This is a genomic window from Mesobacillus sp. S13 (assembly GCF_020422885.1).
Taxonomy (GTDB): domain Bacteria; phylum Bacillota; class Bacilli; order Bacillales; family Cytobacillaceae; genus Mesobacillus; species Mesobacillus selenatarsenatis_A.
This window is the reverse complement of the sequence record NZ_CP084622.1, coordinates 882,551-900,454: the sequence shown is the minus strand read 5'-3', so window position 1 is coordinate 900,454 and position 17,904 is coordinate 882,551. Positions and strand designations below refer to the sequence as shown.

Here is a 17,904-nt window from a genome sequence, read left to right as displayed (position 1 = left end):
TTTCTTTTTACTTTGTACACCTCACTTTCACTTTAAAAAAAGAATCATAATCTACCCAATTCATCCTCAACTTAATTTTCCGAGGCAATCATACCTAACATTCAGGCGAACCTGCACAAAAAAAGCAAGATTCCACGTGGAATCTTGCTTTTTTCTCATCCTTTAACAACTGTCGGTGCTGTTTTTACGAATATTTTATTTCCTTGAATGAAGAATAGGATACTACCAAGGACTGCCAGGGCGATGAACGAGAATAACACAGTTCCTCCTGCTTCATTCAATAGATAACCTCCTGCAATCGGGCCGAGAAAATGGCCGATTTTCCTGAACTGTGCGGCTCCGAAATAGGTTCCCCGAAGCTCATCTGTTGCGAGCTGGTCGACGAGATAGCTGCTTGATGGGAAGATGAGAATTTCCCCTACTGTGATAAAGACAATGGCCAATATGCCTGTGTACCATCCGGTTACAAACCCGAATGCCAACATGCCCACTGACAGGAAGACGGCACCGGCCATCATGACCTGCATCGTCTTGAATCTTTCTGCAAAGTGGCTGATCGGCATCTGCAGCAAGACGACCATGACTGCATTGATGGACAACATCACGGAATAAACGAATACTCCGTTCGCAATCGAAGACTCGAGATATTGCGGGACATTTGATTCCATTTGGGAATAGCCAAAGTTAATGATGATGGTTCCTAGAATCAAATACCTTAATGCTTTATCTTGGCTAATGATCTTAAGCGAGCTGGCGATCGTTACTTTACTGCTCCCTCCAACTACCTGATTACCCAGGTCGTATTTTTTCATCATCAGTGCCAAAATCAGTACATAAATGAAATACATGATTCCTGTTACCATGAAAGCAGATTTAGCTGAAACCACTGCGAGATAGGCGCCCAGCAAGGGTCCGACCGATGCTCCGATATTGATCGCCGTATACCTAAGAGAGAATGCTCTCATCCGCTTGCTTTTTTCCGTCAGGTCGGCAATCAGCGCCTGGCCGGTCGGTTCGAAAAATGAACCGCTCAAACCATTCAATGCATTCAAAATAATGAACCAGCCTGGTGTCTCTGCGATCATAAAGCCGAAATAGACGAGTGACATCGAAAACAATGAACCGAGCATGACTGGCTTGCGTCCAAATTTGTCAGATAAATGGCCGCCCAGGAAACCGCCGACCACTCCTGATAATGGGCTGATTCCGATTGTCAATCCGATCAATACAGGGTGCAAATCAAGATTCCTTGAAAGATAGATGGCAAGGAATGGCAGTGTGGCAAACGCTGAACCCCTTGCAAGAACAGTTCCGCTTAGCAGAACCCATACAATCGGATGGAATTGCCGGTAATAGTTTTTAAGTTTATTCATTTTGGTTTACCTCGTAATTTTAGATTATTAAATCATAGCAAATATCCAAAATTATGAAAATACCCTATGAAAAATAAATAAACCGCCGCCAAATCTCATTGGCAGCGGTCCATCGTTTATTGTCCCGGATTATTGCTTGTCCGTGGAAGGATCAAAATTTCTACCCGGCGATTCCTTGCCTTGCCTTCTGCTGTGTCGTTCGTAGCAACTGGCTGGAACTCACCAAATCCTTTTGCGCTGAACCAGCGAGGGTCAAGCTGTTCATTTTTCAAGATGATTTTCATGAACTCAACCGCCCTCATGACGCTCAGTTCCCAGTTCGACTCATATCTTGCGGTCCTGATTGGCACATTATCAGTATGGCCGCTGATGATGATATTCCTTGGGGGCTCCATGACCAGCAAGTCGGCTATTTCATTGGCAATGTTGACATCTGTATTACGTACTTCTGCCCTGCCCGATTCAAACAGGACATTGTCGCGGATCGTCAGCAGCAATCCCTCATCCGTAAGCTTTGTATCCAGTTTATCTGTCAGCTTTTTATCTTCTATATAAGAGTTGACCTTCTGCTGGATTGCGAGAAGCTCCATCTGATCTTTGACTGCATCGGTCTTTTCCTCGTCATTCTTTTCAACATCTTCCTTGCGTTCATCAGGCGATTCCATCTGGCCTTCCGGCATCGGACTCTGGAATTCAAAAACTCCTGTCCCTCCGGAAAATACATCATTGAATGCCTTTGAAAGCTGTTGGAATTTGACCGCATCGACCGAACTCATCGCAAACAAAACGATGAATAGTGCCAAAAGGAGGGTGAGCAGATCCGCATACGGAATCAGCCAGGATTCGTCCATATGGTCTTCGTGATGCTTCTTCTTCCTTTTCCTACTCATCTTTCTCCACGCCGCTTTCCTCAAGGATCAGCTTCCGTTCGCCAGCTGGCAAATAAGAAGCAAGCTTTTGCTCGATCACTCTTGGTGCTTCCCCTTCTAGAATGGAAAGGATTCCTTCAATCATCATGTATTTTACTTGTGCTTCTTGCTTTGATTTACGCTTTAATTTATTGGCGAATGGATGCCACAATACGTAACCAGTGAAAATCCCCAATAATGTAGCGACGAATGCCGCACTAATTGCTCTGCCCAGCTCATCAGTATTATCCATATGGCTTAGCGCCGCAATCAAGCCAACTACCGCTCCAAGAACACCAAGTGTCGGTGCATATGTGCCAGCCTGTGTAAAGATGGCTGCTCCAGAAAGGTGGCGTTCCTCCATCGCTTCCACTTCTTCTGTTAAAACATCCCGGATGTAGTCAGCGCTCTGGCCATCGACAGCCAGTGATAATCCATTTTTGAGAAATTCATCATCGATTTCATTTGTTTTCGCTTCAAGAGCAAGCAGCCCCTCTTTACGGGCTAGCTGGGCCCAGTCAGAAAACAGGCGGATCAGAGAGGGTAAATCAGCGCTTTCCTGCTCCTTGAATAGAATTTTGAAAAGCTTCGGTACTTTCTTCAGTTCTTTTGCGGGAAAGGCAATTGTTACCGCCGCAACCGTACCCACCAATATAATCAAGATCGCTGCCGGATTGGCAAGGGCACTTGGGCTGACACCTTTGAACACCATTCCCACTCCTACCGCAATGATCGCTAATATGACACCAATGATCGACGACTTATCCATGTACGACTCCCCTGTCTGCTATACTTCTATTTCTGTCTTTAGTTTTAACTGTCATAATATCTCTTTTTATTTCGACATGTTTTAAAAAATCTTAAGTGATGGGCACGAAAAATAAATTTTCATAAACAATAAAAATTCAGTTTTTTTATGCCGATATAATATATGCAACATTTAAAAAGACAATCTAAGGAGGCTATTTCGTGGAGGCAATTCAAAATCTCCGCAAGCAGGATACGAAAAAGAAGAATATCTTGATGCTCAGTACTTATTCAGTATCCTTGGTTGCGACATCTGCCTATACAATTATTGAAAAAGAACCATTTTATAAAACAATGGTTTATGTAAGTGAATTATCATTTTTTATCCTGTTCTTCCTGATTTTCCAACTCTGGCTTAAGAAGGAGTCATTATTCCCTTATGCCGCTATTGCTGCTATTTTCATCCACCACTTCTTGTATATCGGGATGTTTGGCGGCAACGGGGCCTTCTTGCTCGTCCTGCTGTTCCTGGCCGTTTTTTCAGCCATTCATTTTGATATTAAAATCTTTGTTACCGGGTACAGCCTCGGACTTGTTGCCATTGTCATGAACACCATGTTGGCGACAGAAAACCAAGACTTTTTAAGCAGTACCTTCACCGCAATTTTACTTTGTTATGTTTTAATCGGCGCAGTGCTGTTCGTCTTGATCCGTTTGAACAAAGCTGCATTTAAATCGCTGGAGACCTTCCTGGCGGATTCAGAAACTGAAAAAGTCCGTAAAGAACAGCATAGTGCATTGCTGCATGGTGAACTTCTAGTCGTTACTGAAAGCCTTGGCAAAATCAATGACCAAATCCAAACCCACCTTTCTTCGCAAACGGAAATGAAAATCGCTGTAAATGAAATTTCTGCCGGAAGCCAGGTGCAGACGGAACAGATCAACCAAATTTCCGAAAATGCAGAAATGACAAAGCAGAGAATGGATGAAATGTCCGATATGTCCGTCCTGCTCTCAGACAATACTTTACAGGCTGCCAAGGCGTCTGAAAGCGGCTCAGTAAAAATAGCCGAGCTTCAAGGTGACATGAAGGACCTTGCTTCTTCTATTTCTGAATTGAGCCAGACATTCTCCATGCTGACGAAGAAAATCGAAGAAACGAATGGCTTCATCGTCAACATCCGGAATATCACCGAGCAAACCAACCTGCTCGCATTGAACGCTTCAATCGAAGCAGCACGAGCTGGAGAAGCTGGCAAGGGATTCTCAGTTGTAGCCAATGAAATCCGCAAACTGGCGGAAATGACGAAAGAAACAGCCATCCAGATTACTGAAAACCTTACTTCTGTAAATGAAACGAACTCAGCGGCTCTGGAAAAAATGACCGATAGCAGCGAAAAACTGACCGAAAGCCGTACCGCTGTTGAAGAGGTTTCCGGATTCTTCGCAGAAGTAAGCAGTACATTGCGTGAGCTGACGAACCAATTCGGTCAATTTGAATTGACAGTCAGTGATGTTAAAAATCAGTCAGGCGATGTCGAAGCCTCCACACGTGAGCTTGCAGCCATTATCGAACAGGCAACAGCAGGCCTGGAAGAAATGAACGCCACGATCGAAACCTTGAATGACGATAACCAGACCATCGCAGCGTATGTCAGCCAAACAGCAGCCGCTGCTGAAAAAATTAAAACGCTAGGCGCTTAAGCGTGTGATTTATCCCATAAAAAATGGCCAGGCTGGATTTCTCCGCCTGGCCATTTCCTTTATAACAACTTCTTTTCAATTTTCCGTTCGTAATTCTTAAACAGCGAGGAGTTTGTTTTAGCTCCCCTGCAGGACATCATCTTATTGTATCTGAGAAGCTTCTGGCTTAGTTCCTGGTTCAGTCTGTCTTTTTCTTCCGGATTTTCACACGTGCGGATCAGGCTCTCGACGGTCATCACTTCCTGCCTGAGCTTCTGCTCTTCAGGAGAGAAACCGGCATTCTTCATCATCTTGTAGGCCATTCTCAGTTCTTCTGGAACGGCTGACAGGTCCTCCAGATTCAAAGGCTTCCCGTAGCCAGGCAAATTTTCAAACTCCCCGTCCCTATAGGCTTTTTTAATCCGATCCTCCGACACTACCATTGAAAAATCCATCTGAACCACTCCAGTTCATTATTAGTATTTATACTATCATTATATTACTTTAACCCAGTATTTTCTAATTTTAATATTTGGAAAAGTGATTTTATCACGTTAAAGGTTTAGAGAGTTAGCGAGCAGGTTATTTAGTATGTAAAATAATTACACAACAAGGGGTGTCATAAAATGATTTTTGGGGGTATAGGCTTCACGCTGATTTCAGCCGCCTTTTTCATGGGGCTGGTCGCTTGGTATTCGTATGTAAAAACAAAGGGGGAAGTCAGTGATACTGCAGGGTATTTCCTGGCAGGACGCGGACTGACAGGCGGTTTCATTGCCGGTTCACTGCTGCTTACCAACCTATCTGCAGAGCAGCTTGTCGGTTTGAATGGACAAGCCTATCGCACCAATTTATCGAATATGGCTTGGGAAGTAACCGCTGCTTTTGCCATCATCATCATGGCAATTTATCTGCTTCCAAAGTATCTGCGCGGTAATTTTACAACACTTCCGGAATTTTTGAGCAAGCGATATGATGAAGGTGTCAGACAATATACCGTCCTATTATTCATGCTAGGATACATACTCGTCACAGCCCCGTCTATGCTTTATTCGGGAGCACTTGCTGTATTGCAGCTTTTCAACTTTCCTGAGCTGTTCGGGATTTCCTATGAAGCTTCCGTTTGGATAGTCATTTGGATCATTGGCATCATTGGCGCTATCTATGCTATTTTCGGCGGACTGAAGGCTGTTGCGATTTCCGATACATTGAACGGGATTGGCTTGATTATCATCGGCCTGCTTGTCCCCATCCTGGGCCTGATCACACTTGGTGACGGCAGTATCGGCGATGGAATGAAACAAATTGCAACAACGAACCCTGAAAAAATGAATTCAATTGGAACAAAGCAAGATTCTGTACCATTCGGCACCATTTTTACCGGGATGATTTTCGCGAACTTATTCTACTGGGCTTCAAACCAATATGTCATCCAGCGTACACTTGGGGCAAAAAACCTTGCCGAAGGCCAGAAAGGCGTTTTGATTTCCGGATTTTATAAACTATTAGTGCCATTGACGATGATGATCCCCGGCGTGATTGCCTTCCATATGTATGGAGATGGGCTGAAGTCTGTCGACCTGGCATATCCAGCGCTGATTTCCGATGTATTGCCTTCCTGGATGTCCGGATTCTTCCTGGCCGTCCTGCTTGGCGCCGTCTTAAGCTCCTTCAACTCATTATTAAACAGCGCAGCAACCATGTTCGCGCTTGATATTTATAAAGCACGCTTCAACCCTGGAGCAGATGATCAGAAGTTGATTTCAATCAGCAAAATCGCCGGCACCCTTCTCGCGGTTGTTTCATTGTGCATTGCACCACTGCTAATGAATGCTCCAGAAGGATTATGGGATTTGATCAGAAGGTTCACAGGCTTTTTCAATATTCCCATCATCGTCATACTGCTAGTCGGGATTTTTACAAAACGTGTACCTGCGCTTGCAGCCAAAGTCGTGATCATCTTCCATGTGATCACTTATTATATGCTCGTTTGGGGCACCCAGCATCTATTCGACTTTGTTGTACCGATCCATTTCATCCACATTTACGCCATCTTGTTCGTCGTTGAAGCAGCGATCATGATCGCCATCGGTATGTGGAAACCAACAGCCAAGCCATATACATTCCGGTCTGAGGCAGCAGTCGACATGGTCCCTTGGAAATATTCCCTGCCAGTATCCATTATCCTGCTGGCACTGGTAGCAGTCATATACGTCGTCTTCTCCCCAATCGGGTTAGCGTATGCTGGAGGTTATGTATCAACAGTGTTTTGGCCGGTCATTACCGGAATACTCACTATTACAGCCATACTCTCCTATCTGGCAATCAGAAAATGGAACAAGGCTTATGCAGGTTATATTTTAAAAGAAAATCCCATTAAGAAAAGCAAGGAAATATCAACTGCTAAAACCAAGCTTAAGCCAAGAACCACAGAATACTAAACACTTAATGAGGCGCCTGGAAAACCAGGCGCCTCACATTATTGATACCCCTTCGCGCTTTCTTTTACTATTTTGTCCTTGAAAAGTGTGTAGCTCCAGGACTGGTAAGCGATGATGATTGGCACGAAGATGACGGCCACGACGAACATGATGGTCAGGTTGAGCTTGCTGCCTGCAGCCTCATAAAGTGTCACGCTGTAGGCGTTGTCTATGCTTGATGGCAGCATGTTCGGGAACATCCCGACGAAGCCAAAGGCCATTTTCGTAAAAATCGTCACGCAGACAGCGGTAAAGGCATAACCGATTTTCTTTTTAAAAATAAAGTACACTGCCGTAAGCATCGCAGCTAGTGCGAGCATCGGCACAATCCAAAGGACCGGCTGCTGCGAGTAATTATCGAGCAATGGTGTCCTGTTCACTGTCGCCAAAAAGAACAGCGACAGCATGGCCGGAGTCACACCTGCTAAGATCCTTGATATTCTGTAAGCCCGCACGGCGGTCTGCCCCGCTGTCTTCAACTGAATCCATAGAGAGCCTGACAGCAGGAATAATGATACAAACAGCAATCCTCCCACTATGCCATAGCCATTCAGCAGGCTGAACAAATTGCCTTCATAGCCATTGGTGCCGATCAATAATCCCCGGTACAGATTGGCGAAGGTGACTCCGAATAAGAAAGCGATCAAGAAGCTTCCGGTAAAAAACCCCCATTTACACGCTGCCTGCCATAGCGGGTTGTCGTCCTTATGCATGAATTCAAGTCCAATCGCCCGGATGAACAAAGCGATCAGAACCAGGAATAATGGTGTATACAAAAAGCTGAACATATCGGCATAAACTGCCGGGAAAGCAGCGAATGTCGCTCCGCCTGCGGTGATGAGCCAGACCTCATTCCCTCCCCAGAACGGTCCGACTGCCTCCTGAAGCTGGTTGCGTTCCTGGCGGTTTTTCGCAATGAACGGAAACAGCATTCCAGTACCAAGAGTGTATCCATCGAGGATGAAATACACCGTCCAAATCAATCCCCACAAACCGAACCAAATGATGGCAAGTGTATCATGAGACATGCTTTACGCCTCCTTCAAGGCCATATTTAATCTCTGATTCAGGACCCTTTTTTGCATATTTGATGATTAAATAAACATCCGCGATCAACAGGATCGTATAGAAAATGACGAGAGCTGCCAGGGAAAACACCACCTGGGACATAGCGATTGGCGATACTCCCTCCGATGTTTTCATCAATCCATATACAACCCATGGCTGTCTCCCCGCCTCAGCCACCATCCAGCCGGCATTGATCGCCAGGTACGGCAGCAGCACAGAATATAGTACGAGCTTCAGGTATCTTGGTGAGTTTTCCAGTTTGTTTTTCCGGTAAAGGTACAAGCCGTACCAGGATACAGCCAGAAAAAAGATTCCGAGCGCGACCATTACCCTGAAAGCGTAAAAGACCAGTTCGACATTTGGCCGTTCATCTTTAGGAATATCATTTAATCCGGTCACTTCTCCATCAAAGGAGTTTGTATAGAAGAAGCTGCCCAGCTTCGGTATGCTGATTGCCTCAAAAGCATTGCGCTCATTTTCCTGATCCGGGATCTGGATCAGGTGGAAGGGCATGTCTTTTTGTGTTTCCCAGACAGCCTCCATCGCTGCCCCTTTTGCCGGCTGCATTTTCGCCGCGAACACACCTGACTGGTGCCCAATGAAAGGTGTCAATGTGGCTGAGAACAGGGCCATGGCCAATCCGTATTTGAATGATTTTTTATAAAAAGAAGTTTCATTCTTCCTTAACAGATGGTAAGCACTGATGGCCATCATGAAGAAAGCTCCGACAATATAGGCACTTACAACAGTATGTATAAACATATACCAGGCATAGGGATTGGTGACGAGCTCTGAAAAGCTATTCAATTCTACTCGGCCATTTTTCAGGACATAGCCGACCGGGTTTTGCATGAATCCGTTGGCGGTAATGATCCAAAGAGCCGAAATATTCGTGCCGAGAGCGACCATCCAGATCGAAAAAGCCCTCAGCTTTGGTGACAACTTATCCTTGCCGAACAGCCAGATTCCCATAAAGGTCGATTCTAGGAAAAAGGCGACCAGAGCTTCAATCGCGAGCGGCGATCCGAAAATATCTCCCATATACTTAGAGTACTCAGACCAGTTCGTGCCAAATTGGAATTCCATCGTAATACCTGTAATCACGCCAAGCACAAAATTGATAGCGAACAGTTTTCCCCAATAATCCGCCATACGTTTGTACGTCAGGTCGAGCGTACGCGCATACTTTGTCTCCATGATGGCAACGAGGATGACTAAACCAAGGGTCAATGGAACGAATAAAAAATGATAAAAGACAGTGACAGCAAACTGGATCCGGCTTAATATCAGGACCTCATCCATCTTCAGTTCCTCCTAATTTCGTTTGTGAAATTCTTAACATAATCTCAATTCTATTTTAAAAAAACTTTGTGAGTGATATCGAAGATTTTTGTAGAGAATTTGTGACATTTTTATCCACCAATTGTGATGCTGGTCACAGACAAAAAATAAAGCGGACAAGCCTGGATATAAAAAACAGGCCCTGTTTAACAGAACCTGCTCGCATTTAAATATTTCCTATATTGGATGGGTCCGTACTGACTCCTTGCTGGCCGGGCACCCAGTTCGCCGGCACACCTTTGCCCGTTTGCTTGGCATATTCAAAAGCCTGCAGCATCCTTACATGTTCAGGAAGATTGCGGCCGACATTCCCGGGATAAGTAAGCTTTGCCCTGATAATCCCCCCTGGATCAATGAAAACCGATGTCCTGAAACAGGCCCCTGTTGTTTCATCCAGGACCCGGTAAGCACGGCTGATAACCTGTGTCCTGTCGCTTACCATTGGATACGTTACATTCTTCAAAGATGGAGAGGTTTCCTTAAAAACCTTGTGAGAGTAAACACTATCCGTGCTGATGGCCAGCAACTCAGCTCCCAGCGCCTGGATATAAGGGTAAACAGCGGCGACCGCCGCCAGTTCTGTCGGTCAGACAAAGGTAAAATCGCTTGGATAGAAAAATAAAATGACCCACTTTCCCCGATAATCCTCAAGGTTAATCTTTTGAATGTCACCATTAATCAAGGCATCTGCTGTAAAAAGCGGAGCCTGGTCATCACGATTCGCACAAAAAACAGTCGGGCACTCAACCAAATCTTGAGCGTACAATTTTTCGTCCATTTAAGCCGCCCTTTCTTTCTAAAAAATTTGTATCTATACAATCATATGCAAGAGATTTTTTATATTTCAGGTCCCATCAGGAAAAACTACTTGGGACAAGAAAGGAGGGTTCATGAATGAGCAGAGGCAAAGAATTCAACCACAAGAAAAAGGGCCATCCCGGAGACCTGCCTGCAGGTGCACTGAAAGCAAAGCGACCTGAGACAGAAGCCCAGGAAGATGAGGAATTCCTCGTCGTCCAGGAAGCGTTCAAGAATCGCGTAGAGGAAGACGAAGTGTAATGTTCCAGGACTCGGCTAATAATTGCCGAGTTCTTTTTTGATTGAAACTTTTCCCCAAAAAAATCGTATATGTTGTTATACACAGTTTTTTACTAGCCATAAACTTTCTGAGGAGGAATATGTACATGATCGTAACAACTACTTCAACATTGCAAGGCAGAGAAGTCGAGAGCTATATGGGGATTGTATCCGGTGAAGCAATCATGGGTGCCAATGTGGTGCGTGACTTTTTGGCAAGTGTCACCGATGTGATCGGCGGCAGAAGTTCGGCATATGAGAACAAACTTGCCGAAGGCCGTGAAATCGCGATTCGCGAAATGGAAGATAAAGCACGCCGCATGGGCGCAAATGCCATAATCGGGGTCGACCTCGATTTTGAAACATTGCGAGAAGGCATGATGATGTGCATCGCGACAGGAACGGCTGTTAAAATTAAAGAATAATGCTGAAAGGACCAGGCTTGCTGCCGGGTCCTTTTGTCTGAGATTAAATTTTCACTTTTTTAAAATGGGCAATCACCAGTCCGTCACCCACCACTGAATCATGCTGGCGCTCGAAACCAAGCTTCTCATAAAGCTTCACTGCAGGTGTATTCGCAGCCCCGGTTGAAACGATTATCTCAGAGTAACCAATTTGTTCTAGTTGGGAAATCAACTTGTTAGCAATTCCCCTACGGAAAAAATCAGGATGCACCATCATGCGATGGATATCGATTACTTCTCCTTCTATTTTAAAAGAGATTGTCCCGGCAAGCCTGCCTTCGATATAACAGCCAATGAAAGTCTCGCCACAATCTTGAAGCTCCTCGAATGTTTCTTTTAACGGCGGGATTTCATCTGTACCAATTAGCTCTGCTTCTATTTTGTAGGATTTTCTTTGGAGATCCAGAACTTCGGCACACTTCATGATTTCATTAAGATTAAGTTCCTTCAATTCAGGCAGGATTCCGCTTTCTTTTACCTTTTCAATTATCAGCTCTTGCCTTTCTGTTAGCGAAGGCAGACTGTTTAACGGGAAAAAGCGGAGATCCTTGCTTTCCCCATCATTCACCTTCCAATCCCCTTCCCAATCGTCACACGCATACAAAGCGATCGCATTATGAATTTCATCGCCATTAGGGTATTGGAAATAGTACTCTTCACCAGCAGCCACATCCAAAAACTTCAGAGCCTTGAGATGAAGGCCTGTTTCCTCGAACAATTCCCTGCGAGCACTTTCCTCGAAGCTTTCTCCAGGCTCCATCGCCCCTCCGGGAATTCCCCACCTGCCAGTATCCGTCCTTAGCTGCAGCAGCACTTCATACTCCCTATTAAAAACAAGCACAGCAGAGCCAACCAGAATGAAAGGCCTGCTTCCAATAAGTGCACGAATTTCTTTTATATAATCGCTCATGGTCTCCCCCATTACAAAAAATCACTTATTTCTATTATACTAAGTAAAGCATACGTAAAATTGTTGTGTTTTGAAAGGAGCAAACATGAAATCATTAGTACTTGCAGAAAAACCAAGTGTTGCCCGCGAGCTCGCGCGTGTCCTTGGCTGCAATAAAACGCATAAGAGCTATTTCGAAGGAAATCAATATATTGTCACATGGGCGCTCGGCCACTTGATCGAACTGAAAATGCCGGAGAATTATGACCCAAAATATAAAGTATGGAAGCTTGAGGAGCTGCCGATCATCCCCGATAAAATGGGACTGAAGGTGATCAAGCAAACGAGCCACCAGTTCAAGGCCATTGAGCATCTAGCTGAACGCAAGGATATCGGCGAATTCATCATTGCCACTGACGCTGGGCGTGAAGGTGAACTGGTAGCCAGATGGATTCTCCAGCGCATCAACTGGAAAAAGCCAATAAAGCGACTGTGGATTTCCTCCCAGACCGACCGCGCCATCAAAGACGGCTTTAAGAACCTTAAGCCAGGCAAGCAGTTTGAAGACCTGTATGAATCGGCTGTCTGCCGCGCCGAAGCCGACTGGCTGATTGGATTGAATGTTTCGAGAGCTTTGACAACAAAATTCAAGGATCCTTTATCTGCAGGTCGTGTCCAGACACCAACCCTCGCGATGGTCCTCGAACGCGAGGATGAAATCAATAAGTTCGTGCCGAAGGAATATTGGACCATCCAGGGTAAGGTCGGATCATTGCATGCAGAATGGGAACATAAAGGCGAAAAGCGCATTTTTTCAAAGGAAAAAGCAGAGCAGATTCAAAAAAAGCTTTCCAACAAAAAGGCTGTGCTGAAATCGCTGGATCGCAAGCAAAAATCAGAACCACAGCCGCTGCCTTATGACCTGACAGAACTGCAGCGTGACGCCAACAAACGTTTTGGATTCTCAGCAAAGAAAACATCCAATGTCCTGCAGGGATTATATGAACAGCACAAGCTCGTCACCTACCCAAGAACAGATTCACGATATTTGACGACCGATATGGAAGCGACAATGGCGGACCGCCTTCAGGGAATCATGTCCGGCTATCGTGACGAAGCGAAGCCTGCCCTTGCCCAAAAAGGAAAAGTCCAGGCGCGCCGCGTGTTCAATAACGAAAAAGTCACTGACCACCATGCGATCATCCCGACAGAGGAGCGGCTTCATCTTGCCGATTTGTCACCGGATGAACGAAAGCTGTATGACTTAATCGTCCGCCGATTCCTTGCTTTATTTTACCCGGCTTATCAGTATGAAGTGATTCATGCTAATTTCGATGTCGAAGGAGAATCACTGTCAGCTCGGGAAACGAATGTTCTTGAGCTCGGTTTTAAAAAGGTTCTCGGAAAAGACGATGATGATGCAGCCACCCAGTCTTTGGGTCATCTTGAAAAAGGCAAGAGCTACTCAGTCGGCCAGGTTAACATGAATAAGAAAATGACCGAACCGCCGCTTCGTTTGTCTGAATCCGATATTCTTGCAAAAATGGAGAAATTCGGGCTGGGCACTCCGGCAACGCGTGCTGAGATCATTGAACGGATCATATCATCAGAGGTCGTGGAAAGACAGAACGGCCGCCTGTACCCGACTAAAAAAGGAAAGCAGCTCATCGACCTGGTGAACGATGAATTGACATCCCCTGAATTGACAGCAAAATGGGAAAAAGAACTTGAAGAAATCGCCCGCGGCAAGGGGGATCCGAAGGCCTTCAAGAAACGAATCCGCGAACAGACAGCCCGCCTTGTATCCGAGATCAAGACGAGCGACAAAACCTACCGCGCCCATAACCTGACAGGATCAAAATGCCCTGAATGCGGTGAGTTCATGAAGGAGCGCAAGACAAAGGAAGGACGCATCCTCGTCTGCTCAAGCCCAGAATGCAGCTTCCGCAAGCATAAAGATCCAAAGCTTTCACAAAGACGCTGCCCGCAATGCCATAAGCGAATGGAAATCCACAACGGCAAGGCTGGCGCCTACTTCCAGTGCCGCCGCTGCAATGTTGTGGAAAAAGCCGAGGATAAAAAGAAAAAAGGCGTATCCAAGCGTGAGGAGCGCAAGCTGAAGGAAAAATACTCACCATCCCAGGAGAACTTCGGCACCAGTCTCGGAGACTTGCTGAAAGCTGCGATGGAGGATAAGGATTAAAACAGAACCTAAAGCGGCCCTCGTGCCGCTTTTTTAATTTCCATAGAGATAATTTAACTTGTAAAAAATTCCTATGGAGTAGTATGATATTCGTTGGTGTCATTCAAAGATATAAAAGGAGAAGCATCATGAGGATAAGAGATTGGGATCGAAACTTGAAGATTCGCTTGTTCGGCGAAGCTTTAATGAATATAACATTTTGGATGTTTTTCCCGTTTTTAACGATTTACTTTGCTGAAAGCTTTGGTAAGGACAAAGCTGGATTCCTGCTGATTTTTTCACAGGTGTTCTCGGTGTTTGCCAATTTGCTTGGAGGATATACGGCGGACAGGTTCGGGCGCAAGCGAATGATGGTCATCTCAGCATTTGGCCAGGGCATCGCCTTCCTAGTTTTTGCCTATGCCGTATCACCATGGTTCACCTCGCCGATGCTCGGTTTCATCTGCTTTACCCTCGTTGGGATGTTCGGCTCGATCTATTGGCCTGCCAGCCAGGCGATGGTAGCCGACGTGGTTCCTGAAAAAGACCGAAGCAGCGTGTTCGCTATTTTTTATACACAAATCAATATCGCCGTGGTTGTCGGTCCAATTCTCGGAGCGATTTTTTATGTAAAATACCGGTTTGAACTGATGATTGCCGTCGCGATCATCTCCATTTTGCTTGCACTTGTCCTCGCAAATTGGACGCGTGAAACGGTCCCTGCTTCAGCCAGGCAAGCACGTGCAGAAAATGGCAAATGGTATGACTTTCTTAAAGATCAAATTGCCGATTACAAGGTCATTGTCCAAGATAAAGTATTTCTCATGTTCATCATCGCAGGGATTTTAGCGGCCCAAACATTCATGCAGCTTGATTTGTTATTCCCTGTTTACACAAAGGATACGGTGCATAATCAAACGGTGCTAGAACTCGGCAGCAAGGTATTCACCGTGAATGGAGAGCAGGCTTTTGGATTGATTTTATCCGAAAATGGATTGCTGGTTGCCCTCTTCACTGTAGTTGTTACGAGATGGGTGACCCGCTTCCGGGAACGGAATGTGTTTGTATTGTCATCGCTCATCTATGCAGTGTCGATATTGATGTTCGGTGCGACCAATTGGATTTGGGGCCTGATCGGGGCAATGGCTGTGTTCACACTGGCTGAACTGATGACAGCCGGGCTGCAGCAAACCTTCATTTCCAACCTGGCACCTGAAAAAATGCGCGGCCAGTATTTTGCCGCCGCTTCATTGCGCTATACGATTGGCAGGACGATTGCCCCAATCAGCATTCCGTTGACTGTTTGGATCGGCTATGGCTGGACATTCACCATCCTTAGCATTCTCGCCGTTTTGAGCGCCGTGCTGTTCTGGCTGATGTTCAGGATGTATGAGAGTAAGAAGGCTGCCGGGATTTGAGTGTAATTCTTCTAATTCGCGGATCTTCTAATAGTGGAAATATGAAGTTGGTCGATATATTGGAAAATGTGGTCGATATAATTAAAAATCCGCTGATATATTGGGAAATGTGGGCGATAAAATTAGAAATCCGCTGATATATTTGTATTTTCGCCAATATATTGATTAGAAAGTGAAAATGTTAGGGTGATGAGCATTATTTAAAACCCAAACACACAAAAAAATCCATGCAGAAGCTTGATTCTGCATGGATTTTTCCATTATTTTACCTTCGCATCGCTATATTTAAATGTCATGAATACAAATAGCAGGAAGCTGAGAAGCAAAGTGGATCCGCCAACGATGTAGAACACCATTGTGAAGGTTTCAGGCAGTGGGAATGGCTTCACACTATAAAGCCACATGCCTAAAGTCAATCCGAAGCTGCCGATAATTGCTGTCCAGACATGAAGCAATGCTAGTTTTGAAGTCTTAGGTACCACATAAGAACGGTAGTAGCTGGAGAAGGCAAACAGACTCAGCCAGCCGACAACAAGGATATGTGCATGGACTGGTCGGATAGCATAACTGCCGGCACCTGCCATATGCGAACCGAGGAATGCCCCAATGAAAGCGTAAATCGCTGATAACCGTAATAAAACTACATCATATTTCATCTTTAAAATATCCTCCTATACCCCTTTTTATACCGCTCTATTTTACATTAGGCCGCTGTCATGTGCTAGTTTAATAGGATAGCAAATTTAGACAGATAAGAACTGAACCTGCAGTGCCGCTTGTGTGTCTAGTTTAGTCGAATGTCTTAAGTTTCTTTTTTCCTATAAAATCGTTACAATGTAAAAGAAGATTCTGAAAAGGGGCGAAATAGATGAGTGATTTTCAAACGAATTTAGAAAAATATGCAGACCTTGCTGTCAAGGTTGGCGTGAACATCCAGAAGGACCAGACGCTTGTCGTCAATACGACGATCGACTCTGCTGAATTTGTCCGTCTTGTTGCGAAAAAGGCATACGAAGCCGGCGCTAAAAACGTCGTCGTGAACTGGAATGATGATGTCGTAAACAGAACGAAATACGATCTTGCACCAGATGAGGCGTTCACAGAATACCCTGAATGGCGCGCACGCGAAGTGGAAGACCTAGCTGAAAACGGTGCAGCATTCATGTCAATCGTTTCTTCAAGTCCTGACTTGTTGAAGGGTGTGAAGTCCGAGCGCATCGCAAACTTCCAGAAAGCTGCTGGAACAGCACTTTCAAAGTATCGCAAATACATACAATCCGATAAAGTTAGCTGGACAGTCATTGCTGCTCCTTCTGAAGGCTGGGCAAAAATGGTGTTCCCTGAGGAGACTGCTGAAACAGCTGTGCAGAAGCTTTGGGATGCGATTTTCAAGGCAGTCCGTGTGGACACTCCAGATCCTGTCGCTGCATGGAAAGACCATGACTCTTCCCTTCATGAGAAGGTTGATTACCTGAACGGCAAGCGCTACAAAAAGCTTCACTACAAAGCACCTGGCACTGACCTGACAGTCGAGCTTCCTGAGAAGCATATCTGGGTTGGCGCTGGCAGCGTGAACGAGCAAGGCAATGAATTCATGGCAAACATGCCGACTGAAGAAGTATTCTCTGTTCCGTTGAAAACAGGCGTAAACGGTTATGTTTCAAGCACGAAGCCACTTAGCTATGGCGGAAACATCATCGACAACTTCAAGCTTACTTTTGAAAATGGAAAAATCGTTGGAGTTGAAGCTGAAGAAGGCGAAGAAATCCTGAAGCAGCTTGTGGCTACTGATGAAGGTTCACACTATCTTGGTGAAGTTGCCCTAGTACCATTCAACTCGCCAATTTCCCAATCAAATGTGCTGTTCTTTAACACACTATTTGATGAGAACGCGTCAAACCATTTCGCAATCGGAAGCGCTTATGCATTCTGTGTAGAAGGCGGAAAGACAATGTCTTCAGAAGAACTGGCTGAGAACGGCCTGAACGAAAGCATCACGCACGTCGACTTCATGATCGGCTCCGATAAAATGGACATCGACGGCATCACAGCAGATGGAACTGCTGAGCCAGTATTCCGCAATGGAGACTGGGCTCTATAAGATTGGATATGTTTTTAGCAGCAGCCGGACAATTTGTTCGGCTGTTTTTGATGTGCTGGGAGGACTTCTCTATCAGAAGCTGCTCTGCTTCGGACAGCTTTTGCTCCTCACCCTCAAAGCTGTCTGAACTTGACTCTTCTTCGGACAGTATTTGCTCTCTTCCCTTCAAAGCT

The 17,904-nt window shown here is 45.3% G+C and carries 16 protein-coding genes and 1 pseudogene; 7 read left to right on the top strand and 10 right to left on the bottom strand.

Annotated elements, in window-relative coordinates; all coding sequences use genetic code 11:
• Window positions 1-155: 155 nt before the first annotated feature.
• The 3 genes from LGO15_RS04595 to motA form a co-directional block, all read right to left on the bottom strand.
• Window positions 156-1,373 carry an MDR family MFS transporter gene (locus LGO15_RS04595; RefSeq protein WP_167833908.1) on the bottom strand — a complete coding sequence of 406 codons (1,218 nt, stop codon included), beginning with the start codon at window positions 1,371-1,373 and terminating at the stop codon, window positions 156-158.
• A 116-nt stretch (window positions 1,374-1,489) separates the two neighbouring features.
• Window positions 1,490-2,263, bottom strand: a complete 774-nt coding sequence (motB, locus tag LGO15_RS04590) for a flagellar motor protein MotB (RefSeq protein WP_167833907.1) — start codon at window positions 2,261-2,263, stop codon at window positions 1,490-1,492.
• Window positions 2,256-3,050 carry a flagellar motor stator protein MotA gene (gene motA / locus LGO15_RS04585; protein ID WP_167833906.1) on the bottom strand — a complete coding sequence of 265 codons (795 nt, stop codon included), beginning with the start codon at window positions 3,048-3,050 and terminating at the stop codon, window positions 2,256-2,258. The genes motB and motA overlap by 8 nt, the downstream gene beginning before the upstream one ends.
• Before the next feature lie 200 nt (window positions 3,051-3,250).
• On the opposite strand from motA, the gene LGO15_RS04580 reads away from it, so the two are divergent.
• Window positions 3,251-4,732: a methyl-accepting chemotaxis protein gene (locus LGO15_RS04580; RefSeq protein ID WP_167833905.1), complete on the top strand. Its 1,482-nt coding sequence runs from the start codon at window positions 3,251-3,253 to the stop codon at window positions 4,730-4,732.
• Window positions 4,733-4,791: 59 nt separating this feature from the next.
• Here the strand turns inward: LGO15_RS04580 and LGO15_RS04575 are convergent, their stop codons facing one another.
• Window positions 4,792-5,166: a DnaJ family domain-containing protein gene (locus LGO15_RS04575; protein WP_167833904.1), complete on the bottom strand. Its 375-nt coding sequence runs from the start codon at window positions 5,164-5,166 to the stop codon at window positions 4,792-4,794.
• 171 nt (window positions 5,167-5,337) lie between these two features.
• Here LGO15_RS04575 and LGO15_RS04570 point away from each other — a divergent pair, with 171 nt between their 5' ends.
• Window positions 5,338-7,152, top strand: coding sequence for a solute:sodium symporter family transporter (locus LGO15_RS04570; RefSeq protein ID WP_226086921.1), 1,815 nt, complete (start codon window positions 5,338-5,340; stop codon window positions 7,150-7,152).
• 38 nt (window positions 7,153-7,190) lie between these two features.
• Here LGO15_RS04570 and cydB read toward each other — a convergent pair whose 3' ends face one another.
• From cydB to LGO15_RS04555, 3 genes are all read right to left on the bottom strand, one after another.
• On the bottom strand, window positions 7,191-8,219 hold the full coding sequence (cydB, locus tag LGO15_RS04565) for a cytochrome d ubiquinol oxidase subunit II (RefSeq protein WP_226086920.1): 1,029 nt from the start codon (window positions 8,217-8,219) through the stop codon (window positions 7,191-7,193).
• Window positions 8,209-9,561, bottom strand: a complete 1,353-nt coding sequence (locus tag LGO15_RS04560; RefSeq protein ID WP_226086919.1) for a cytochrome ubiquinol oxidase subunit I — start codon at window positions 9,559-9,561, stop codon at window positions 8,209-8,211. The genes cydB and LGO15_RS04560 overlap by 11 nt, the downstream gene beginning before the upstream one ends.
• 205 nt (window positions 9,562-9,766) lie before the next feature.
• Window positions 9,767-10,378, bottom strand: a complete 612-nt coding sequence (locus LGO15_RS04555; RefSeq protein ID WP_226086918.1) for a peroxiredoxin — start codon at window positions 10,376-10,378, stop codon at window positions 9,767-9,769.
• A gap of 116 nt (window positions 10,379-10,494) precedes the next feature.
• Between LGO15_RS04555 and LGO15_RS04550 the strand changes: the two genes are divergently transcribed.
• A complete protein-coding gene (locus tag LGO15_RS04550) occupies window positions 10,495-10,659 on the top strand; it encodes a hypothetical protein (protein ID WP_167833900.1) in 165 nt (54 codons plus the stop codon).
• A 125-nt stretch (window positions 10,660-10,784) separates the two neighbouring features.
• Window positions 10,785-11,102 carry a YbjQ family protein gene (locus LGO15_RS04545; RefSeq protein ID WP_167833899.1) on the top strand — a complete coding sequence of 106 codons (318 nt, stop codon included), beginning with the start codon at window positions 10,785-10,787 and terminating at the stop codon, window positions 11,100-11,102.
• A 43-nt stretch (window positions 11,103-11,145) separates the two neighbouring features.
• On the opposite strand, the gene LGO15_RS04540 is transcribed toward LGO15_RS04545, so the two are convergent.
• Both LGO15_RS04540 and LGO15_RS04535 read right to left on the bottom strand, forming a co-directional pair.
• Window positions 11,146-11,565: a GNAT family N-acetyltransferase gene (locus LGO15_RS04540; RefSeq protein WP_226087817.1), complete on the bottom strand. Its 420-nt coding sequence runs from the start codon at window positions 11,563-11,565 to the stop codon at window positions 11,146-11,148.
• Window positions 11,566-11,619: 54 nt separating this feature from the next.
• A pseudogene (locus LGO15_RS04535) lies at window positions 11,620-12,051 on the bottom strand (NUDIX hydrolase); the annotation flags it as partial.
• An 85-nt stretch (window positions 12,052-12,136) separates the two neighbouring features.
• On the opposite strand from LGO15_RS04535, the gene LGO15_RS04530 reads away from it, so the two are divergent.
• Both LGO15_RS04530 and LGO15_RS04525 read left to right on the top strand, forming a co-directional pair.
• Entirely contained in the window at window positions 12,137-14,233 is a 2,097-nt protein-coding gene (locus tag LGO15_RS04530; protein ID WP_226086917.1) for a DNA topoisomerase III, read from the top strand.
• A gap of 128 nt (window positions 14,234-14,361) precedes the next feature.
• Window positions 14,362-15,630, top strand: coding sequence for an MDR family MFS transporter (locus tag LGO15_RS04525; protein WP_226086916.1), 1,269 nt, complete (start codon window positions 14,362-14,364; stop codon window positions 15,628-15,630).
• A gap of 260 nt (window positions 15,631-15,890) precedes the next feature.
• Here LGO15_RS04525 and LGO15_RS04520 read toward each other — a convergent pair whose 3' ends face one another.
• The gene (locus LGO15_RS04520; protein WP_167833896.1) at window positions 15,891-16,286 is read right to left on the bottom strand and encodes a hypothetical protein; all 396 of its coding nucleotides are present in this window, start codon (window positions 16,284-16,286) and stop codon (window positions 15,891-15,893) included.
• Between the two features lie 212 nt (window positions 16,287-16,498).
• On the opposite strand from LGO15_RS04520, the gene LGO15_RS04515 reads away from it, so the two are divergent.
• Window positions 16,499-17,731, top strand: coding sequence for an aminopeptidase (locus tag LGO15_RS04515; protein WP_167833895.1), 1,233 nt, complete (start codon window positions 16,499-16,501; stop codon window positions 17,729-17,731).
• The last annotated feature ends 173 nt before the right edge of the window (window positions 17,732-17,904 follow it).